Here is a 16,733-nt window from a genome sequence, read left to right on the forward strand (position 1 = left end):
CGTTGCGAAAGTAACTGCATAATTAAGTATACAAAATTTAAGTCGAGAATTTCGATTCTCGACTTACTCTGCAGGCTAGTAGTTCAATTGGTAGAGCGTCGGTCTCCAAAACCGAATGTTGGGGGTTCGAGTCCCTCCTGGCCTGCCACTTTTTTCGTAAAAGAGCTTGATGCTGGCTAAACTAGTCATATAATAAATCGCGAATTCTACGACGAGTAAAAAAATGTCGAATGATAAATCGCGTGACGCATTAAGCGACGCGCCTATCCCTCAAAGAAATAACTCTGCTGAAGTTGTCAGTTCTGGCTCACCATTAGATGTTGTGCTATGGATTATTGCATTGATTTTGATCATTGGTGCAACCATGGTAAATCAGCACTTGCCAGCATACTGGGCACCAGCAAATGATATTTGGGTGCGTGTTGGTGTAATTTTGTCTTGTATCATTGTGGCTTTAGGTTTATTATACGCCACCCATCAAGGCAAAGGCTTTGTTCGTTTGCTAAAAGATGCGCGTATTGAATTGCGTCGTGTCACATGGCCAACCAAGCAAGAGACTGTGACCACCTCGTGGCAGGTTCTTGCTGTAGTCGTTGTAGCATCTATTTTATTGTGGTGTTTTGACTATATTTTAGGCTGGTTTATGAAGTTTATTATCGGGTAAGAGAGCTATGAAACGTTGGTACATTATTCATGCCTACTCAGGCTATGAAAAACAGGTGATGCGTTCACTTAATGATCGAATCCAGCGTAGCGCTGTAGCCGATAGCTTTGGTGAAGTCCTTGTTCCTACCGAAGAAGTGGTAGAAATGAAGGATGGTAAGAAACGTAAGTCTGAGCGTAAGTTCTTTCCTGGCTATGTGTTAGTTGAAATGGAAATGAATGATGAAACTTGGCACATTGTAAAAGAGTGTCCTAAAGTTTTAGGTTTTATCGGTGGTACAGCAGAAAAACCTGCACCGATTACGCAAAAAGAAGCAGATGCGATTCTTGCTCGTGTACGCAATACTGGTGAAGCACCTCGTCCGAAGACGATGTTTGAACCAGGCGAAGAATTACTCGTAATTGACGGTCCATTCACCGACTTTAAAGGCGTGGTGGAAGAAGTTCTATACGATAAGTCACGTTTAACGTTGACGATTAATGTATTTAATCGACCAACTCAAGTTGAATTGGAATTTCGCCAAGTCGAAAAAACAATTTAATCTGGATTGGTTAAAAACGCCCGATTTATTCAATCGGGCATTGTTGTTGTAGTGATTGTCACTGCATGAAATATTGGGGAGCTGTAAAAGGCGTTTGTACCCAGAGGTAATTTGAAATGGCTAAGAAGATTGACGGCTATATCAAGCTGCAAGTTCCAGCTGGTAAAGCGAATCCATCTCCACCGATTGGTCCAGCACTAGGTCAACGTGGTGTTAACATCATGGCATTCTGTAAAGAATTCAATGCTGCTACACAAAAAGTTGAACCAGGTCTTCCAATTCCTGTAGTGATCACTGTGTACAACGACAAGTCGTTCACATTCATCATGAAAACTCCACCTGCATCTATTCTTCTTAAGAAAGCTGCTGGTATTCAAAAGGGTTCATCTGTACCTAACAAAACTAAAGTTGGTAAGTTGACTCGTGCTCAATTAGAAGAAATTGCGACTACTAAAGAACCAGATTTAACTGGTGCTGATTTAGACGCACGTGTTCGTACCATTGCTGGTTCTGCACGTTCTATGGGCTTGGAAGTGGAGCTATAAGACATGGCAAAGTTAACTAAACGTCAAAAAGCCATCGCTGCTGCTATTGAAGCTAACAAAGTTTACACTTTGGAAGAAGCAGTTGCTGTTCTAGCTGGTCTTCCTGCTGCGAAATTCAAAGAATCTTTGGATGTTGCGGTAAACCTAGGTGTTGACCCTCGTAAATCTGACCAAGTTGTTCGTGGTGCGACTACACTTCCTGCAGGTACTGGTAAAACAGTACGTGTTGCTGTGTTTGCTCAAGGCGCGGCTGCTGAAGCTGCTAAAGCTGAAGGCGCTGACATTGTTGGTTTTGATGACTTAGCTGAAAGCATCCAACAAGGTAACCTTGACTTTGACGTAGTAATTGCTGCTCCAGATGCAATGCGCGTTGTAGGTAAGTTAGGTACAATCCTTGGTCCACGTGGTTTGATGCCAAACCCGAAAGTGGGTACTGTAACTCCAGACGTTGCTGGTGCAGTTAAAAATGCGAAAGCTGGTCAAGCACGTTACCGTGTTGACAAAGCAGGTATTATCCACGCTGCGATCGGTCAAGTAGACTTCTCTGCTGAAGCTGTTCGTCAAAACGTTGAAACTTTGATTGCAGACTTGAAAAAGTTAAAGCCTGCAACTTCTAAAGGTGTATACATCAAAAAGATCACTTTGAGCTCAACTATGGGTCCTGGTCTTACTATTGATGTAAACAACGTTTCTAACTAAGTTTTACTTAGACAGAATTTTAAAGCCCTGAGTAATATTTGAAGCACTGCTTTAAATATTACGTAAGAGAGACCGGTTTCGGACTACTTACGAACTTAGGCAAACTTTGAATTGATAAATGTATATTTATCAGCGTCAAAGACCTCAGGCGAGGGGAGTTTTATGCTTCTCTCTTAATAACCCAGTCTGAGTAGACGCGGTGGTGTGATTTATTTCCTCCTCCGCGTGTAAGCTTGAAAGGGCTTACGAATTGGGGTGTACCTGTTAGGTGCATAAATCACCGTTAGGAGGTTTTACAATGGCTCTTCTTATCGAAGACAAAAAACAGATTGTTGCTGAAGTAAGCGAAGTTGCTGCTAAAGCGTTTTCTGTTGTTGTGGCTAACTATCAAGGTTCAAGCGTAGAGCAATTAACACAACTTCGTGTTGAAGCTCGTAAGTTGGGTGTTACTACACGTATCGTGCGTAATACTTTGGCTAAACGCGCTCTTCAAGATACTCAATTCGACATCTTGAACGACGACCTTGTTGGCCCAACCATTCTCGGTTTCTCAACTTCTGAAGACGACATGGGTGCAGCTGCACGCTTGTTCGAAGAATTTGCAAAAACTAACAAAGCATTTGAACTTAAAGCTGCTGCCTTTGATGGCAAAGTTTATCAAGGTGCTGAAGTTAGCGTTATCGCAAACCTTCCGAACCAAGAAAAAGCGCTTACTATGCTTGCGTCTGTTCTTCAAGCTCCTATTTCGAAATTGGGTCGCCTTATTACAGCGCTCAAAGAGAAAAACGAGTCAGAAGCCGCTTAATCCTATTTCCACACCATTCAATATCCATTTGGAGTTATTCTCATGGCTTTAACAAACGAAGAAATCTTAAACGCAGTTGCTGAAAAAACAGTTCTTGAACTTGTTGAATTAATTTCTGCTTTCGAAGAAAAATTTAACGTATCTGCTGCTGCTGTAGCTGTTGCTGCTGCTCCTGGCGCTGCTGCTGCTGCTGAAGAACAAACTGAATTCAACGTAGAGTTGACTTCTTTTGGTGCTAACAAAGTTGCTGTAATTAAAGCAGTTCGTGAAGCTACTGGTCTTGGTCTTAAAGAAGCTAAAGATATGGTTGAAGGCGCTCCTGCTGTTCTTAAAGAAGGCGTGTCTAAAGAAGAAGGCGAAGAACTTAAGAAGAAACTTGAAGAAGCTGGTGCTACAGTTACTCTTAAGTAATCTTAAGAGGAGTCGATTTTTTATAATCGGCTCCACAAAATGGCTGATGGCTCTTGGGTCATCAGCCTTTTTGCGTTACAATAATCGGCTCGACTCCAATTTGACTGATTTAAAAATCATCAAATTTAAACAATAAAGACAAACTTTAAACGCTTACCAATATTTTTCTATTCAAAAAATATTGTTAAGCGTTTTAATACCACTAAAAATTGCAGCATTTGTAAACAGTGGTGGCCATATCGGCCTGCGTAATTCCTTCTAAACCCGTTCTGCAGGCGGGTTTAGTTTACTTTCCGAGGACTCCAGATGGCATACTCATATACCGAAAAGAAACGGATCCGTAAGAATTTTGGTAAATTGCCTAGTGTTATGGATGCTCCGTACTTGCTCGCGATTCAAGTCGACTCGTACAGAACGTTCTTGCAAGATGGCAAATCACCAAAAAACCGCGAAGATATCGGTCTCCAAGCCGCATTTCGTTCAGTTTTTCCTATAGAAAGTTATTCTGGCAATGCTGCTCTAGAATTTGTTGAGTATAGCCTTGGTAAGCCGGAGTTTGATGTTCGCGAATGTATTCTTCGTGGCTCAACTTATGCGGCACCAATGCGTGTAAAAATTCGTTTGATCATTAAAGATCGTGAAACGAAATCAATCAAAGACGTGCGTGAGCAAGAAGTGTACATGGGTGAAATGCCACTCATGACGGATAACGGGACATTCGTTATTAATGGTACTGAGCGTGTAATCGTATCTCAGTTACACCGTTCGCCAGGCGTGTTCTTTGATCATGATAAGGGTAAAACTCACTCAAGCGGTAAAGTGCTTTATTCGGCACGTATTATTCCTTACCGTGGTTCATGGTTAGACTTTGAATTTGATGCAAAAGATTTAGTCTATGTCCGTATTGACCGTCGTCGTAAATTGCTTGCGACTGTGGTTTTACGTGCATTGGATTACAGCAACGAACAAATTCTAGATTTATTCTACGAGAAAGTACCTGTCTATTTAGACATGGGTAGCTACCAAATTGACCTTGTACCAGAACGCCTGCGTGGCGAAATGGCTCAATTCGACATTACCGATAATGACGGTAAAGTGATTGTTGAACAAGGTAAGCGTATTAACGCGCGTCATGTACGTCAAATGGAAGCTTCAGGCTTAACGAAGCTTTCTGTTCCAGACGAATATTTATATGAGCGTATTACTGCCCAAGATATCACTTTACGTGATGGCGAAGTGATTCCTGCGAATACCTTGCTAAGCCATGAAGTGATGGTGAAGCTGGCTGAAGGTGGCGTGAAGCAGTTTAATATTCTGTTTACGAATGACATCGATCGTGGTTCGTTCATTGCGGATTCTCTACGTGCAGATACAACAACAGGTCGTGAAGAAGCGCTTGTTGAAATCTACAAAGTAATGCGTCCAGGTGAGCCACCAACAAAAGAAGCAGCTGAAAACTTATTTAATAACTTATTCTTCTCTTCTGAGCGTTACGATTTATCGCCAGTTGGTCGTATGAAGTTTAACCGTCGTTTGGGTCGTCCTTACGAAGTCGGTACTGATCAGAAGTCACGTGAAGTTGAAGGTATCCTTTCGAACAGCGATATCACTGATGTATTAAAAACATTGGTTGAAATTCGTAACGGTAAAGGCGAAGTGGATGATATTGACCACTTGGGTAACCGTCGTGTTCGTTCTGTTGGTGAAATGACAGAAAACCAATTCCGTGTTGGTTTGGTTCGTGTTGAGCGTGCTGTAAAAGAGCGTTTAAGCCAAGCAGAAGCAGATAACTTGTCTCCGCAAGATTTAATCAATGCGAAACCAGTTGCAGCGGCAATCAAAGAATTCTTTGGTTCAAGCCAGTTATCTCAGTTCATGGATCAAAACAACCCATTGTCTGAGATTACACACAAACGTCGTGTATCTGCACTTGGTCCTGGTGGTTTAACACGTGAACGTGCGGGCTTTGAAGTACGTGACGTACATCAAACTCACTATGGTCGTGTATGTCCGATTGAAACGCCTGAAGGTCCAAACATTGGTTTGATCAACTCGCTATCTGTTTATGCAAAATGTAATAACTTCGGTTTCTTGGAAACTCCATACCGTAAAGTTGTTGATGGACGTGTAACGGATGAAGTTGAATACTTATCTGCGATTGAAGAAGTAGGCACTGTCATTGCACAAGCCGACTCTGCAGTCGATGCAGACAATCACTTGACGGAAGAGTTTGTTTCTGTACGTCACCAAGGTGATTTCGTGCGTATGCCACCTGAAAAAGTGACGCATATGGATGTATCTGCTCAACAGGTTGTATCTGTTGCAGCATCATTGATTCCGTTCCTTGAACACGATGATGCGAACCGTGCATTAATGGGTTCGAACATGCAACGTCAGGCTGTTCCGACATTATTGGCGGATAAACCGCTTGTTGGTACAGGGATGGAAGCAAATGTAGCACGTGATTCTGGTGTGTGTGTCATTGCAAACCGTGGTGGTGCGATTGAATACGTAGACGCTTCTCGTATCGTGATTCGTGTAAACGAAGAAGAGATGGTAGCGGGTGAAGCGGGTGTAGATATCTACAACCTGATCAAATATACACGTTCTAACCAAAATACATGTATCAACCAAAACGTCGTAGTTCGCATGGGTGACAAAGTTGCTCGTGGTGATGTATTGGCTGATGGTCCATCGACTGATGGTGGTGAACTTGCGCTTGGTCAAAACATGCGCGTCGCGTTCATGACTTGGAACGGTTATAACTATGAAGACTCGATCTTACTTTCTGAGCGTGTTCTTCAAGAAGACCGTTTAACTTCGATCCATATCCAAGAGTTATCGTGTGTTGCACGTGATACTAAATTGGGTGCTGAAGAAATTACTGCGGATATCCCGAACGTGGGTGAAGCTGCACTTTCTAAGCTTGATGAATCAGGTATTGTTTATATCGGTGCTGAAGTTGCAGCGGGCGACATCCTTGTTGGTAAAGTAACGCCTAAAGGTGAAACGCAATTAACACCAGAAGAAAAACTGCTTCGTGCAATTTTTGGTGAAAAAGCAGCTGACGTTAAAGATTCTTCTTTACGTGTTCCATCTGGTACGAAAGGTACAGTAATTGACGTTCAAGTGTTTACACGTGATGGTCTTGAAAAAGACGAACGTGCGCAAGCAATTGAAAAAGCGCAATTAGATGCTTACCGTAAAGACTTGAAAGAAGAATATAAAATCTTCGAAGAAGCAGCACGTGAACGTATTGTTCGCTTGTTGAGCGGTCAAGAATCGAATGGCGGTGGCGGCACGAAGCGTGGTGACAAACTTTCAGAAGATATGTTGTCTGGCTTAGAGTTGGTTGATTTACTTGAAATCCAGCCAAGTGATGAAGCGATTGCTGAACGTTTAACCCAAATTCAAGTGTTCTTGAAAGAGAAGAGCTTTGAAATTGACGAGAAATTTGCTGAGAAAAAACGCAAACTTTCTACAGGTGATGAACTAACAACTGGCGTATTGAAAGTTGTGAAGGTTTACCTTGCAGTTAAACGTCGTATCCAGCCTGGTGATAAGATGGCGGGTCGTCACGGTAACAAAGGTGTTGTGTCTAACATCCTACCAGTCGAAGACATGCCGCATGATGCCAATGGTGTTCCAGTCGATATCGTATTGAACCCGTTGGGTGTACCGTCACGTATGAACGTGGGGCAGATTCTTGAAACTCACTTGGGTATGGCTGCGAAAGGTTTGGGTGAGCAAATTGATAAGATGCTCAAACAACAGCGTGAAATTGCTGAACTACGTGTTTTCCTAGACAAAATCTACAACAAAGTGGGCGGTCAGCAAGAAGATTTAGACAGCTTAACAGATGATGAAATCTTGGTGTTGGCAGGTAACTTACGTGCAGGTGTACCTTTAGCAACTCCTGTATTTGATGGTGCTGAAGAAAGCCAAATCAAAGAGTTACTAGAGCTGGCTGAAATTCCACGTTCGGGTCAAACCGTATTGTATGATGGACGTACAGGTGAACGTTTCGACCGTCCTGTAACTGTAGGCTATATGTACATGCTTAAGTTGAACCACTTGGTTGACGACAAGATGCATGCCCGTTCTACAGGTTCTTACTCATTAGTAACGCAACAACCATTGGGTGGTAAAGCTCAGTTCGGTGGTCAGCGTTTCGGTGAGATGGAGGTCTGGGCACTTGAGGCTTATGGCGCAGCTTATACACTTCAAGAAATGCTCACTGTGAAGTCGGATGACGTTGAAGGTCGTACTCGTATCTATAAGAATATTGTAGATGGTAACCATTATATGGACCCAGGTATGCCTGAATCGTTCAACGTATTGACCAAAGAGATCCGTTCTTTAGGTATCAACATTGAACTGAAAAATGGTGACTAAGAAATCTCCCCCGATCCCTCTTTAAGAAAGAGGGGAGAAGTCCCCCTTAGTAAAGGGGGATTTAGGGGGATTTTTTGAGATTCCCTATTCAGTGAAAAAACAATATTTGTGACCCAGTCGAGAAGTGAAAATCTCCTCGACACACGGAGAAAAAAATTGAAAGACTTGCTCGATATCATGCGCAAAAAGACGGACTCAGACGGTCATGCTCCAGTTGAGTTTGATCGCATCCGTATTGGTCTTGCGTCACCAGAAATGATTAAGTCATGGTCTCACGGTGAAGTTAAAAAGCCTGAGACAATTAACTATCGTACGTTCAAGCCAGAACGTGATGGTTTATTCTGTGCCAAAATTTTTGGTCCAGTCAAAGATTACGAATGCTTGTGTGGCAAATACAAGCGTATGAAATACAAAGGCGTCATTTGTGAAAAATGTGGCGTTGAAGTAACAACTGCGAAAGTTCGTCGTGAGCGTATGGGTCACATCGAATTGGCTTCTCCAGTTGCACACATCTGGTTTTTGAAATCATTACCAAGCCGTATCGGTTTGCTTCTTGATATGACGCTACGTGATATCGAACGCGTATTGTATTTCGAATCTTATGTAGTAACTGACCCAGGTATGACTCCATTTGAGAAATACCAACTTCTTAACGATGAAGAATACTTCAATGCGTTAGAAGAACACGGTGATGAATTCACTGCGAAAATGGGTGCGGAAGCGGTTCAAGACTTGCTGAAAGATATCGATCTTGAAGCTGAGATTTCTCGACTTCGTGAAGAAATTCCACAAACAACGTCTGAAACGAAGTTGAAAAAAGCGTCTAAACGTTTGAAATTGATGGAAGCATTCAAAGAGTCGAACAACAAGCCAGAATGGATGGTGATGAATGTACTTCCAGTACTTCCACCAGATCTTCGTCCGTTGGTTCCACTTGAAGGTGGTCGTTTCGCGACTTCTGACTTGAACGATCTTTATCGTCGTGTAATCAACCGTAACAACCGTTTGAAGCGTCTTCTTGATCTTGCTGCGCCAGACATTATCGTACGTAACGAAAAACGTATGTTACAAGAGTCTGTAGATGCGTTGCTTGATAATGGTCGTCGTGGTCGTGCAATTACTGGTTCGAACAAACGTCCATTAAAATCTTTGGCAGACATGATCAAAGGTAAACAAGGTCGTTTCCGTCAAAACTTACTTGGTAAGCGTGTTGACTACTCGGGTCGTTCGGTAATTACGGTAGGTCCTAACTTACGTTTACATCAATGTGGTCTTCCGAAGAAAATGGCACTTGAATTATTCAAGCCGTTTATTTTCGCGAAATTACAAGCATCTGGTCAGGCAACAACCATTAAAGCTGCGAAGAAAATGGTTGAGCGTGAAACTCCAGAAGTTTGGGACGTTCTTGCATCGGTAATTCGTCAACATCCAGTGATGTTGAACCGTGCGCCAACACTTCACCGTTTGGGTCTTCAAGCATTTGAACCGATCCTGATTGAAGGTAAGGCAATCCGTTTACACCCGCTCGTCTGTGCTGCGTTTAACGCCGACTTCGACGGTGACCAAATGGCGGTTCACGTACCATTAACACTTGAAGCTCAATTAGAAGCTCGTGCGTTAATGATGTCGACCAACAACATCCTGTCACCTGCAAACGGTGAACCAATCATCGTTCCTTCTCAGGACGTTGTATTGGGCTTGTATTACATCACGCGTGATGCAATCAATGCCAAAGGTGAAGGCATGGTATTTGCGGATACGCATGAAGTTAACCGTGCATTGGCGACAGGTCAGGTTGCATTACACGCTCGCGTTAAAGCACGTGTACATCAAACTGTAATTGATGAAAATGGTAATCGTGAGCAGCAAACCATCGTTGTAGATACAACACCAGGTCGTTGCTTACTTTGGGAAGTTGTTCCTGAAGGTATGGATTTCCAACAAATTAACGTTGAGATGACCAAGAAAAACATCTCGAAGTTAATCAACTCTTGCTACCGTAAATTAGGTCTAAAAGATACAGTTATCTTTGCTGACCAATTGATGTACCTTGGTTTCCGTCAAGCGACACGTTCAGGCGTATCGGTAGGTATGGAAGACATGGTTATTCCGCCGACTAAGCAAGTGATTATTGACAAAGCAGAAACTGAAGTTCGTGAAATTGAACAACAGTTCGAACAAGGCTTTGTAACTGCGGGCGAGCGTTATAACAAAGTTGTCGATATCTGGGCACGTACCAATGACCAAGTTGCGAAAGCGATGATGGACAACTTGTCTTACACCACTGTGAAAAACAAACAGGGTGAAGATGAGAAGCAAAAATCATTCAACAGTATCTACATGATGTCTGACTCTGGTGCCCGTGGTAGTGCGGCACAGATTCGTCAGCTTGCAGGTATGCGTGGTTTGATGGCAAAGCCAGATGGCTCGATCATTGAAACGCCAATTAAGGCGAACTTCCGTGAAGGCTTAACGGTACTTCAGTACTTTATTTCGACGCACGGTGCACGTAAAGGTTTGGCCGATACTGCATTGAAAACAGCGAACTCTGGTTACTTAACACGTCGTCTGGTAGATGTAGCACAAGACTTGGTGATCACTGAGCCTGATTGTGGCACTTTAGGTGGCTTAGTCATGACTCCGTTCATTCAAGGCGGTGATGTAATCGAGAACTTAGGTACTCGAGTACTGGGTCGTGTAGTTGCAGAAGACGTGAAAAAAGCAGGTTCTGACGAAGTTATTCTTCCACGTAACACTTTAATTGACGAAAAACTTGCAAACTTCCTTGAAGAAGCAGGTGTCGATGAAGTTAAAGTTCGTTCAGTTGTAAACTGTGAATCTACATTTGGTGTGTGTGCGAAATGTTACGGCCGTGACTTGGCACGTGGTCACTTGGTGAACCCAGGTGAATCTGTGGGTGTAATGGCTGCTCAATCGATTGGTGAGCCAGGTACACAGTTAACGATGCGTACCTTCCACGTGGGTGGTGCTGCGAGCCGAACTTCTGCTGCAAACAGTGTACAAGTACGCAACAAAGGTACTGTACGTTTCCACAACGTGAAAACTGTACAACATGCCAAAGGTCACTTAGTTTCTGTTTCACGTTCAGGTGAAATCGGTATTGCAGATGACTTAGGTCGTGAGCGTGAACGTTATAAACTGCCATACGGTGCGTCAATCTTATTGAAAGATGGCGAAGCTGTAGAAGCAGGCGGTATCGTAGCGACTTGGGATCCGCATACACATCCACTCGTTACCGAAGTTGCAGGTAAAATCCGTTTCAGCCAAATCGCTGACGGTGTGACGGCAACTTCTAAAACTGATGATGCAACAGGGATGACAACTGTTGAAATCTTACCTGTAACAGCACGTCCTGCTTCTGGTAAAGATTTACGTCCTGCGGTGGTATTAGATACAGCTGATGGCGGCGAACAGTTCTACTTCTTGCCACAAAACACAATTCTTTCTGTCCGTGATGGCGAAACAATTGGTGTGGGTGATGTTATTGGTCGTGTACCACAAGAATCTTCACGTACTCGTGATATTACCGGTGGTCTTCCACGCGTTGCGGACTTGTTCGAAGCTCGTAAACCGAAAGAACATGCAATCTTGGCTGAAGTGTCAGGTATCGTGAGCTTCGGTAAAGAGACCAAAGGTAAGAACCGTCTGGTAATCACGCCTGATGATGGTTCTGAAATTTACGAAGAATTGATTCCAAAATGGCGTCAAATCAACGTGTTTGAAGGTGAACATGTGAACCGTGGTGAAACCATTTCTGATGGTCCACAAAACCCACATGACATTTTACGCTTGAAAGGTGAAGTTGCATTAACCAACTACATCGTGAACGAAGTTCAAGACGTTTACCGTCTCCAAGGTGTAAAAATCAACGACAAACACATTGAAGTGATTGTACGTCAGATGCTACGTAAAGTAGACATTACTGATGGTGGTGATACCAGCTTCATCAAAGGCGAACAAGTGGACTACATCCGCGTTGTAGGTGAAAACCAAGCCGTACTTGCTCAGAACAAGTTCCCTGCGAAGTTTGAACGCCAGTTGATGGGTATTACCAAAGCGTCACTTTCTACTGACTCGTTCATCTCTGCTGCATCGTTCCAGGAAACAACACGTGTGTTAACTGAAGCGGCTGTAACAGGTAAAGAAGATGATTTACGTGGCTTGAAAGAGAACGTAGTAGTAGGTCGTTTGATTCCTGCAGGTACAGGTTTGGCTTACCATTTAGAACGTCGTCGTCAAGAAGCAGAAGCTGCAGAGCTTGAGCTTCACAATGACTTCTCTGATGTAGACCAAGCGCTTAGCCAAGCATTTAGCGATGAGTTTAATGGTCTTTAATTAGTCCTTAAATCATGATGAAAAGCCACCTTCGGGTGGCTTTTTTACATTCTGAAGCAGAACGACTAAAAAAAATCACATAATTAAATGGATAAAGTTCTATGCTTAAACGTAAATCCATAATTAAATATAAGGTATTAAGAATATGAATTTTAACAATAAATTAATTTTAAGTGTATTGGGGATGCTGGCAGCAGGTTCTGTATTCGCAGCGCCCATGCCCAATGCTATCGTGATTGAAGATAAAGCAGTGGTACCTATTGTAAAAACTCAAGTGATTCGAACTATGCCGGGTAGAGAGCCTGTTCGCACCGTGAATGCCACCATTTTTGAAATGACCAACAAAGGTAAGGATGTCGTTGCACGTGATGTCGTGGTTGTGGATGACAAAGCCCAATTTTCTGATGAAAAAATGAAAGCACCTATGGTGCAAAAGGGTAGTGTAATTGTGCCGACTTCAAAAATTGAAGTAAATTCAAAAGTGACCAGAGATGGTGAAGTCGTTGCTGAAGGAAAGCAATTAGACGCTTCTGGAGTTGAGTTTAAGAAAGGGCAGGATCCTGTACAGAAAAATTTGAAGATTAATCAAATTCAAAATCATGAACATAGTAAAAGTGCAACCCATGCTGTCATTCAAAATGATGGTAAAACAACTAAAGATGTGGTGGTGATTAAAGATGAGTGAGATGTAGTTAGTTAATGTAGTCTTTCAGGTTACAAAATCCTCGTAATTTTATTGGGATTTTTACATAAAACTTCATCTTCGCTCCTTAATACTTTTATAGAGTTGCTACTGGGACAATGGGAAATGGAGATACACTCATGAAAAAGTTAATGAATTTAGCCATTATTGCGACAGTTTCTGCACTCGTTTTCACTGGATGTAGCAATATGTCTGCATCAGAGCAGCGTGTGGGCGCAGCAGCCTTGGGTGGTGCAGTCGGTGGTAGCGTTGGTAGCCGTGTAGGTGGCAGTACGGGTGCTGCTCTTGGTGCAGGTGCAGGTGCCGCGGTAGGAAGTAAATCTCAAAGTGGTTCGACCAAGAATGCAACGTATAGTGGTGTAGGTGCAGGTGTAGGTGCTGTTATTGGTAAGTCGGTATTTGGTGGCGATGCAGGTGCTGCAATTGGTGGGGCAATTGGTGGTGGTGCTGGGGCTGCAATAGAAAACAATAATCGTTAAATCTCTGTTGTATCACATCTGAGATTTAAAGATTGGAAAAAGGCGCTGAATATAGCGCCTTTTTTATTTTAAATCGGGTTTGGCTTTTTTACGTCGAATGTAGACTGTTTTTTCTACTTCAGCAATGCGCACCCCAGCCTCATCATAAATACTTAACTGATAAATACGATTTACTGGAGAATAGTCCTCTGCCAAGGTTTTAATTTGTTTAATTTCTGCTGCATCAATTCGAATATCTGCATAGACAGTGCCACGCCCAGGAGATAAAAACTGAATCTTGGCAGCTTTGTCCCAGACGATGTATTTTGAGCCAAGGTGATGCATCAGTAATAACATGTAGAATGGATCGATCATCGAATAGAGACTGCCGCCAAAATGTACTCCAACAATATTTTGGTTCTTGCGTGTCAGGGGCATTTTGACCCGAATATGGTAGTTGGGAAAGTCAATCTTTTCGACCTGAATGCCTGCACCACGGTATGGAGCATAACGATTTAGAATAAATTTGGTAATGGTAGGAACGCTTTGTAATCTTTTGAGAATACTCATGATGCAAAATATTTTTATAAGAGCTTGATCTCATCTTAACCTGACACTCAAAAAATGCAAATCAAGCGACGGTAGTTCGTCTGATTGTAGAAAAAATACGATAAAACAAAAAGGAAACATAATATGCAAGTCCAAACTCAATGGGTGACCACCACCGATCAGCAGCACCTTTATGTCAAAGTGTGGGGAGAGGTGCAGAATCCTGCCTTAGTCTTGGTGCATGGTTATCCAGATAATCAGGAAGTCTGGGAACCTGTAATTCGTTTATTAGCCAACCAGTTTTATATCATTACCTATGATGTCCGTGGAGCAGGTCAATCTTCTGTACCGAAATCCATTCAAGCTTACGCATTGTCACAACTTTCAGCAGATTTGCAGGCGGTGGTCGATGCGGTACTTCCAGAACGTGAATTTCATCTGGCTGCGCATGATTGGGGATCTATACAATCTTGGGAGTCGGTTACGGATCAGCACTTTGGGCAGCGGATTTTGTCCTATACCACCATTTCTGGTCCGTGTTTAGATCACGCTGCATTTTGGATGCGTGAGCAATTTAAGACACAACCACAACAGTTTTTGAAACAGCTTGGTAAGTCATGGTACATCATGGCATTTCATCTACCACTCGTGGCGCCTACGGTTTGGCGTTTCTTTAAGCCTCAGTATTGGGGACGCGTGCTACAAAAGTTGGAACAGGCGCAAGATTTACCTTTAAATACGCATATTGCTAAAGATGGTCAGTATGGTGTGGGGCTGTATCGGGCGAACTTTCTGCCTAGACTGACTCAGCCACGACAACGTTTTGCCCAATGTGCAGTACAAGCCATTGTGTTGAAGAAAGATAATTTTGTCAGTCCTGCATTGATTGATGAAATACCAAAATGGAGTCCTGATTTTCAGCGGGTCGATTTAGAAGCAAACCATTGGGCAATATTAAGTCAGCCTGAGGCCATTGCGCAGTTAATCGCGAATTTTGCTCGCACATAGAACAGGCTAGAGAACTCGTTGGTTGTGACAAGAAGACAGACAACGAGTTCGATGTTTGTAGTTCCTTTCAATCGAGAATTGAGTCCTGAGAAACCCGATCAAATTACAGTTTCAATGTATCGAATCTGCTAAGATAGCGCTTTTTTTATCATCTTCAGTTTTTCATGAATGCAGTAGTAATTGCGATTGCCGTGATGTTTCTTTTGTCACTGGCACGAGTTTCTGTTGTTCTGACTTTGGTCATTTCAGCAATTATTGGTGGCTTGGTTGCAGGGCTCAGTTTGTCCGATACCGTAAGTGCATTTAATGCAGGTTTAGGGGATGGGGCTGAAGTTGCCTTAGCCTATGCGGTGTTGGGAGCTTTTGCATTAGCACTGTCTAAGTCCGGTTTACCAGACCTATTGGCACATAAACTGATTGGTTTATTAGGAGCCGAAGTTTCACATCAGCGAGCACGTAAGGTGAAATATTTGCTGTTGAGTATTTTACTGGTCGCGGCAATTTGTTCACAAAACCTAATTCCAGTTCATATCGCATTTATTCCTGTTTTGGTTCCACCTTTATTAAAAGTCATGAATCACTTAAATTTGGACCGCCGTGCTGCGGCTTGTGTCCTAACTTTAGGTTTGGTGGGAACATATATTTTCTTGCCTGTGGGTTTTGGTGCAATTTTCTTAGAACAAATTTTGATGGGTAATATCAACAAGATTGGTGCTGCATATCATTTACATGTTGATCGTTGGATGATGCCAGTCGGTATGGCTATTCCAGTGGTAGGGATGGTGCTTGGGACATTAGTAGCCGTCTTTGTCAGCTACCGCAAGCCACGTCATTATGTTGATCGTGAAGTGGTACGTGTCACCACGATTGATTTGGATAAACCAATTCGTGCAGGTGAAGTGAATTTCGAGCAAGATGCCGAAGAGCTGAAACGTGAAGCGGAGAATGTACCTGTAATTGCGAAAAAGACTATCTTTATGGCACTTTTAGCGATTATTTTGACCCTCATTGCACAATTATATTCGGGTTCGATGATCTTGGGTGGTTTGGTTGGTTTCTCCGTGTTATCCGCAGCAGGTATTTTCAAATGGCAAGAAGCAGATGATGTTTTTGTACAAGGCATGCGCATGATGGCTTTAGTTGGATTCATTATGATTTCGGCGGCAGGTTTTGCTTCGGTGATGACACATACAGGTGATATTAATCAGTTAGTGAATGGTGTAGTGCATCTGATCGGTGACAACCGCGCATTGGCAGCATTCTTGATGTTGTTTATTGGTCTATTTGTAACGATTGGAATTGGTTCATCTTTTTCAAGTGTGCCTGTTTTGGCCGTTATTTATGTTCCGCTTTGTGTACAGTTCGGCTTTTCTCCTTTGGCGACAGTGGCTTTAATTGGTACGGCTGCTGCACTTGGTGACGCAGGTTCACCTGCATCAGATTCAACTTTGGGTCCAACTGCTGGTTTGGGTGTAGATGGACAGCACGATCATATATGGGATACGGTTGTACCAACATTTATTCATTTTAATATTCCCTTATTGGTCTTTGGTTGGATTGCGGCCATGGTCCTTTAATATAATTTTGAGTGTTTTAATA

The 16,733-nt window shown here is 42.8% G+C and carries 13 protein-coding genes and 1 tRNA gene; 13 read left to right on the top strand and 1 reads right to left on the bottom strand.

The window, feature by feature from the left end:
• Nucleotides 1-72: 72 nt before the first annotated feature.
• The 11 genes from F4W09_RS16695 to F4W09_RS16745 all read left to right on the top strand — a co-directional run bounded on the left by F4W09_RS16695 (nucleotide 73) and on the right by F4W09_RS16745 (nucleotide 13,598).
• Nucleotides 73-148, top strand: a tRNA-Trp gene (locus tag F4W09_RS16695).
• A gap of 75 nt (nucleotides 149-223) precedes the next feature.
• A complete protein-coding gene (gene secE, locus F4W09_RS16700) occupies nucleotides 224-664 on the top strand; it encodes a preprotein translocase subunit SecE (RefSeq protein WP_016168448.1) in 441 nt (146 codons plus the stop codon).
• 7 nt (nucleotides 665-671) lie between these two features.
• A complete protein-coding gene (nusG, locus tag F4W09_RS16705; RefSeq protein WP_016168447.1) occupies nucleotides 672-1,205 on the top strand; it encodes a transcription termination/antitermination protein NusG in 534 nt (177 codons plus the stop codon).
• A 116-nt stretch (nucleotides 1,206-1,321) separates the two neighbouring features.
• The gene (rplK, locus tag F4W09_RS16710; RefSeq protein WP_001074682.1) at nucleotides 1,322-1,750 is read left to right on the top strand and encodes a 50S ribosomal protein L11; all 429 of its coding nucleotides are present in this window, start codon (nucleotides 1,322-1,324) and stop codon (nucleotides 1,748-1,750) included.
• A gap of 3 nt (nucleotides 1,751-1,753) precedes the next feature.
• Nucleotides 1,754-2,449, top strand: a complete 696-nt coding sequence (gene rplA / locus F4W09_RS16715) for a 50S ribosomal protein L1 (protein WP_016168446.1) — start codon at nucleotides 1,754-1,756, stop codon at nucleotides 2,447-2,449.
• 298 nt (nucleotides 2,450-2,747) lie between these two features.
• Nucleotides 2,748-3,254: a 50S ribosomal protein L10 gene (gene rplJ / locus F4W09_RS16720; RefSeq protein ID WP_016168445.1), complete on the top strand. Its 507-nt coding sequence runs from the start codon at nucleotides 2,748-2,750 to the stop codon at nucleotides 3,252-3,254.
• 42 nt (nucleotides 3,255-3,296) lie between these two features.
• Nucleotides 3,297-3,665: a 50S ribosomal protein L7/L12 gene (gene rplL, locus F4W09_RS16725; protein WP_016168444.1), complete on the top strand. Its 369-nt coding sequence runs from the start codon at nucleotides 3,297-3,299 to the stop codon at nucleotides 3,663-3,665.
• 306 nt (nucleotides 3,666-3,971) lie between these two features.
• On the top strand, nucleotides 3,972-8,060 hold the full coding sequence (gene rpoB, locus F4W09_RS16730; protein WP_016168443.1) for a DNA-directed RNA polymerase subunit beta: 4,089 nt from the start codon (nucleotides 3,972-3,974) through the stop codon (nucleotides 8,058-8,060).
• Between the two features lie 156 nt (nucleotides 8,061-8,216).
• Nucleotides 8,217-12,416: a DNA-directed RNA polymerase subunit beta' gene (rpoC, locus tag F4W09_RS16735; protein ID WP_016168442.1), complete on the top strand. Its 4,200-nt coding sequence runs from the start codon at nucleotides 8,217-8,219 to the stop codon at nucleotides 12,414-12,416.
• Nucleotides 12,417-12,561: 145 nt separating this feature from the next.
• Entirely contained in the window at nucleotides 12,562-13,101 is a 540-nt protein-coding gene (locus F4W09_RS16740) for a hypothetical protein (RefSeq protein WP_016168441.1), read from the top strand.
• A gap of 137 nt (nucleotides 13,102-13,238) precedes the next feature.
• Nucleotides 13,239-13,598 carry a YMGG-like glycine zipper-containing protein gene (locus F4W09_RS16745; RefSeq protein ID WP_016168440.1) on the top strand — a complete coding sequence of 120 codons (360 nt, stop codon included), beginning with the start codon at nucleotides 13,239-13,241 and terminating at the stop codon, nucleotides 13,596-13,598.
• A 63-nt stretch (nucleotides 13,599-13,661) separates the two neighbouring features.
• Here F4W09_RS16745 and F4W09_RS16750 read toward each other — a convergent pair whose 3' ends face one another.
• Nucleotides 13,662-14,147: a DUF4442 domain-containing protein gene (locus tag F4W09_RS16750; RefSeq protein WP_016168439.1), complete on the bottom strand. Its 486-nt coding sequence runs from the start codon at nucleotides 14,145-14,147 to the stop codon at nucleotides 13,662-13,664.
• A 123-nt stretch (nucleotides 14,148-14,270) separates the two neighbouring features.
• Here F4W09_RS16750 and F4W09_RS16755 point away from each other — a divergent pair, with 123 nt between their 5' ends.
• Nucleotides 14,271-15,134 (top strand): alpha/beta fold hydrolase, encoded by an 864-nt coding sequence (locus F4W09_RS16755; protein ID WP_016168438.1) that lies wholly within the window; start codon nucleotides 14,271-14,273, stop codon nucleotides 15,132-15,134.
• A 164-nt stretch (nucleotides 15,135-15,298) separates the two neighbouring features.
• Nucleotides 15,299-16,711, top strand: a complete 1,413-nt coding sequence (locus tag F4W09_RS16760) for a Na+/H+ antiporter family protein (protein WP_016168437.1) — start codon at nucleotides 15,299-15,301, stop codon at nucleotides 16,709-16,711.
• The last annotated feature ends 22 nt before the right edge of the window (nucleotides 16,712-16,733 follow it).

Source organism: Acinetobacter tandoii, assembly GCF_008867985.1.
GTDB lineage: Bacteria > Pseudomonadota > Gammaproteobacteria > Pseudomonadales > Moraxellaceae > Acinetobacter > Acinetobacter tandoii.

Excerpts from the sequence above, each read along its gene's own strand:
- secE (WP_016168448.1), top strand. The coding sequence starts at position 224 with ATGTCGAATGATAAATCGCGTGACGCATTAAGCGACGCGCCTATCCCT.
- nusG (WP_016168447.1), top strand. The coding sequence starts at position 672 with ATGAAACGTTGGTACATTATTCATGCCTACTCAGGCTATGAAAAACAG.
- rplK (WP_001074682.1), top strand. The coding sequence starts at position 1,322 with ATGGCTAAGAAGATTGACGGCTATATCAAGCTGCAAGTTCCAGCTGGT.
- rplA (WP_016168446.1), top strand. The coding sequence starts at position 1,754 with ATGGCAAAGTTAACTAAACGTCAAAAAGCCATCGCTGCTGCTATTGAA.
- rplJ (WP_016168445.1), top strand. The coding sequence starts at position 2,748 with ATGGCTCTTCTTATCGAAGACAAAAAACAGATTGTTGCTGAAGTAAGC.
- rplL (WP_016168444.1), top strand. The coding sequence starts at position 3,297 with ATGGCTTTAACAAACGAAGAAATCTTAAACGCAGTTGCTGAAAAAACA.
- rpoB (WP_016168443.1), top strand. The coding sequence starts at position 3,972 with ATGGCATACTCATATACCGAAAAGAAACGGATCCGTAAGAATTTTGGT.
- F4W09_RS16740 (WP_016168441.1), top strand. The coding sequence starts at position 12,562 with ATGAATTTTAACAATAAATTAATTTTAAGTGTATTGGGGATGCTGGCA.
- F4W09_RS16745 (WP_016168440.1), top strand. The coding sequence starts at position 13,239 with ATGAAAAAGTTAATGAATTTAGCCATTATTGCGACAGTTTCTGCACTC.
- F4W09_RS16750 (WP_016168439.1), bottom strand. The coding sequence starts at position 14,147 with ATGAGTATTCTCAAAAGATTACAAAGCGTTCCTACCATTACCAAATTT.
- F4W09_RS16755 (WP_016168438.1), top strand. The coding sequence starts at position 14,271 with ATGCAAGTCCAAACTCAATGGGTGACCACCACCGATCAGCAGCACCTT.
- F4W09_RS16760 (WP_016168437.1), top strand. The coding sequence starts at position 15,299 with ATGAATGCAGTAGTAATTGCGATTGCCGTGATGTTTCTTTTGTCACTG.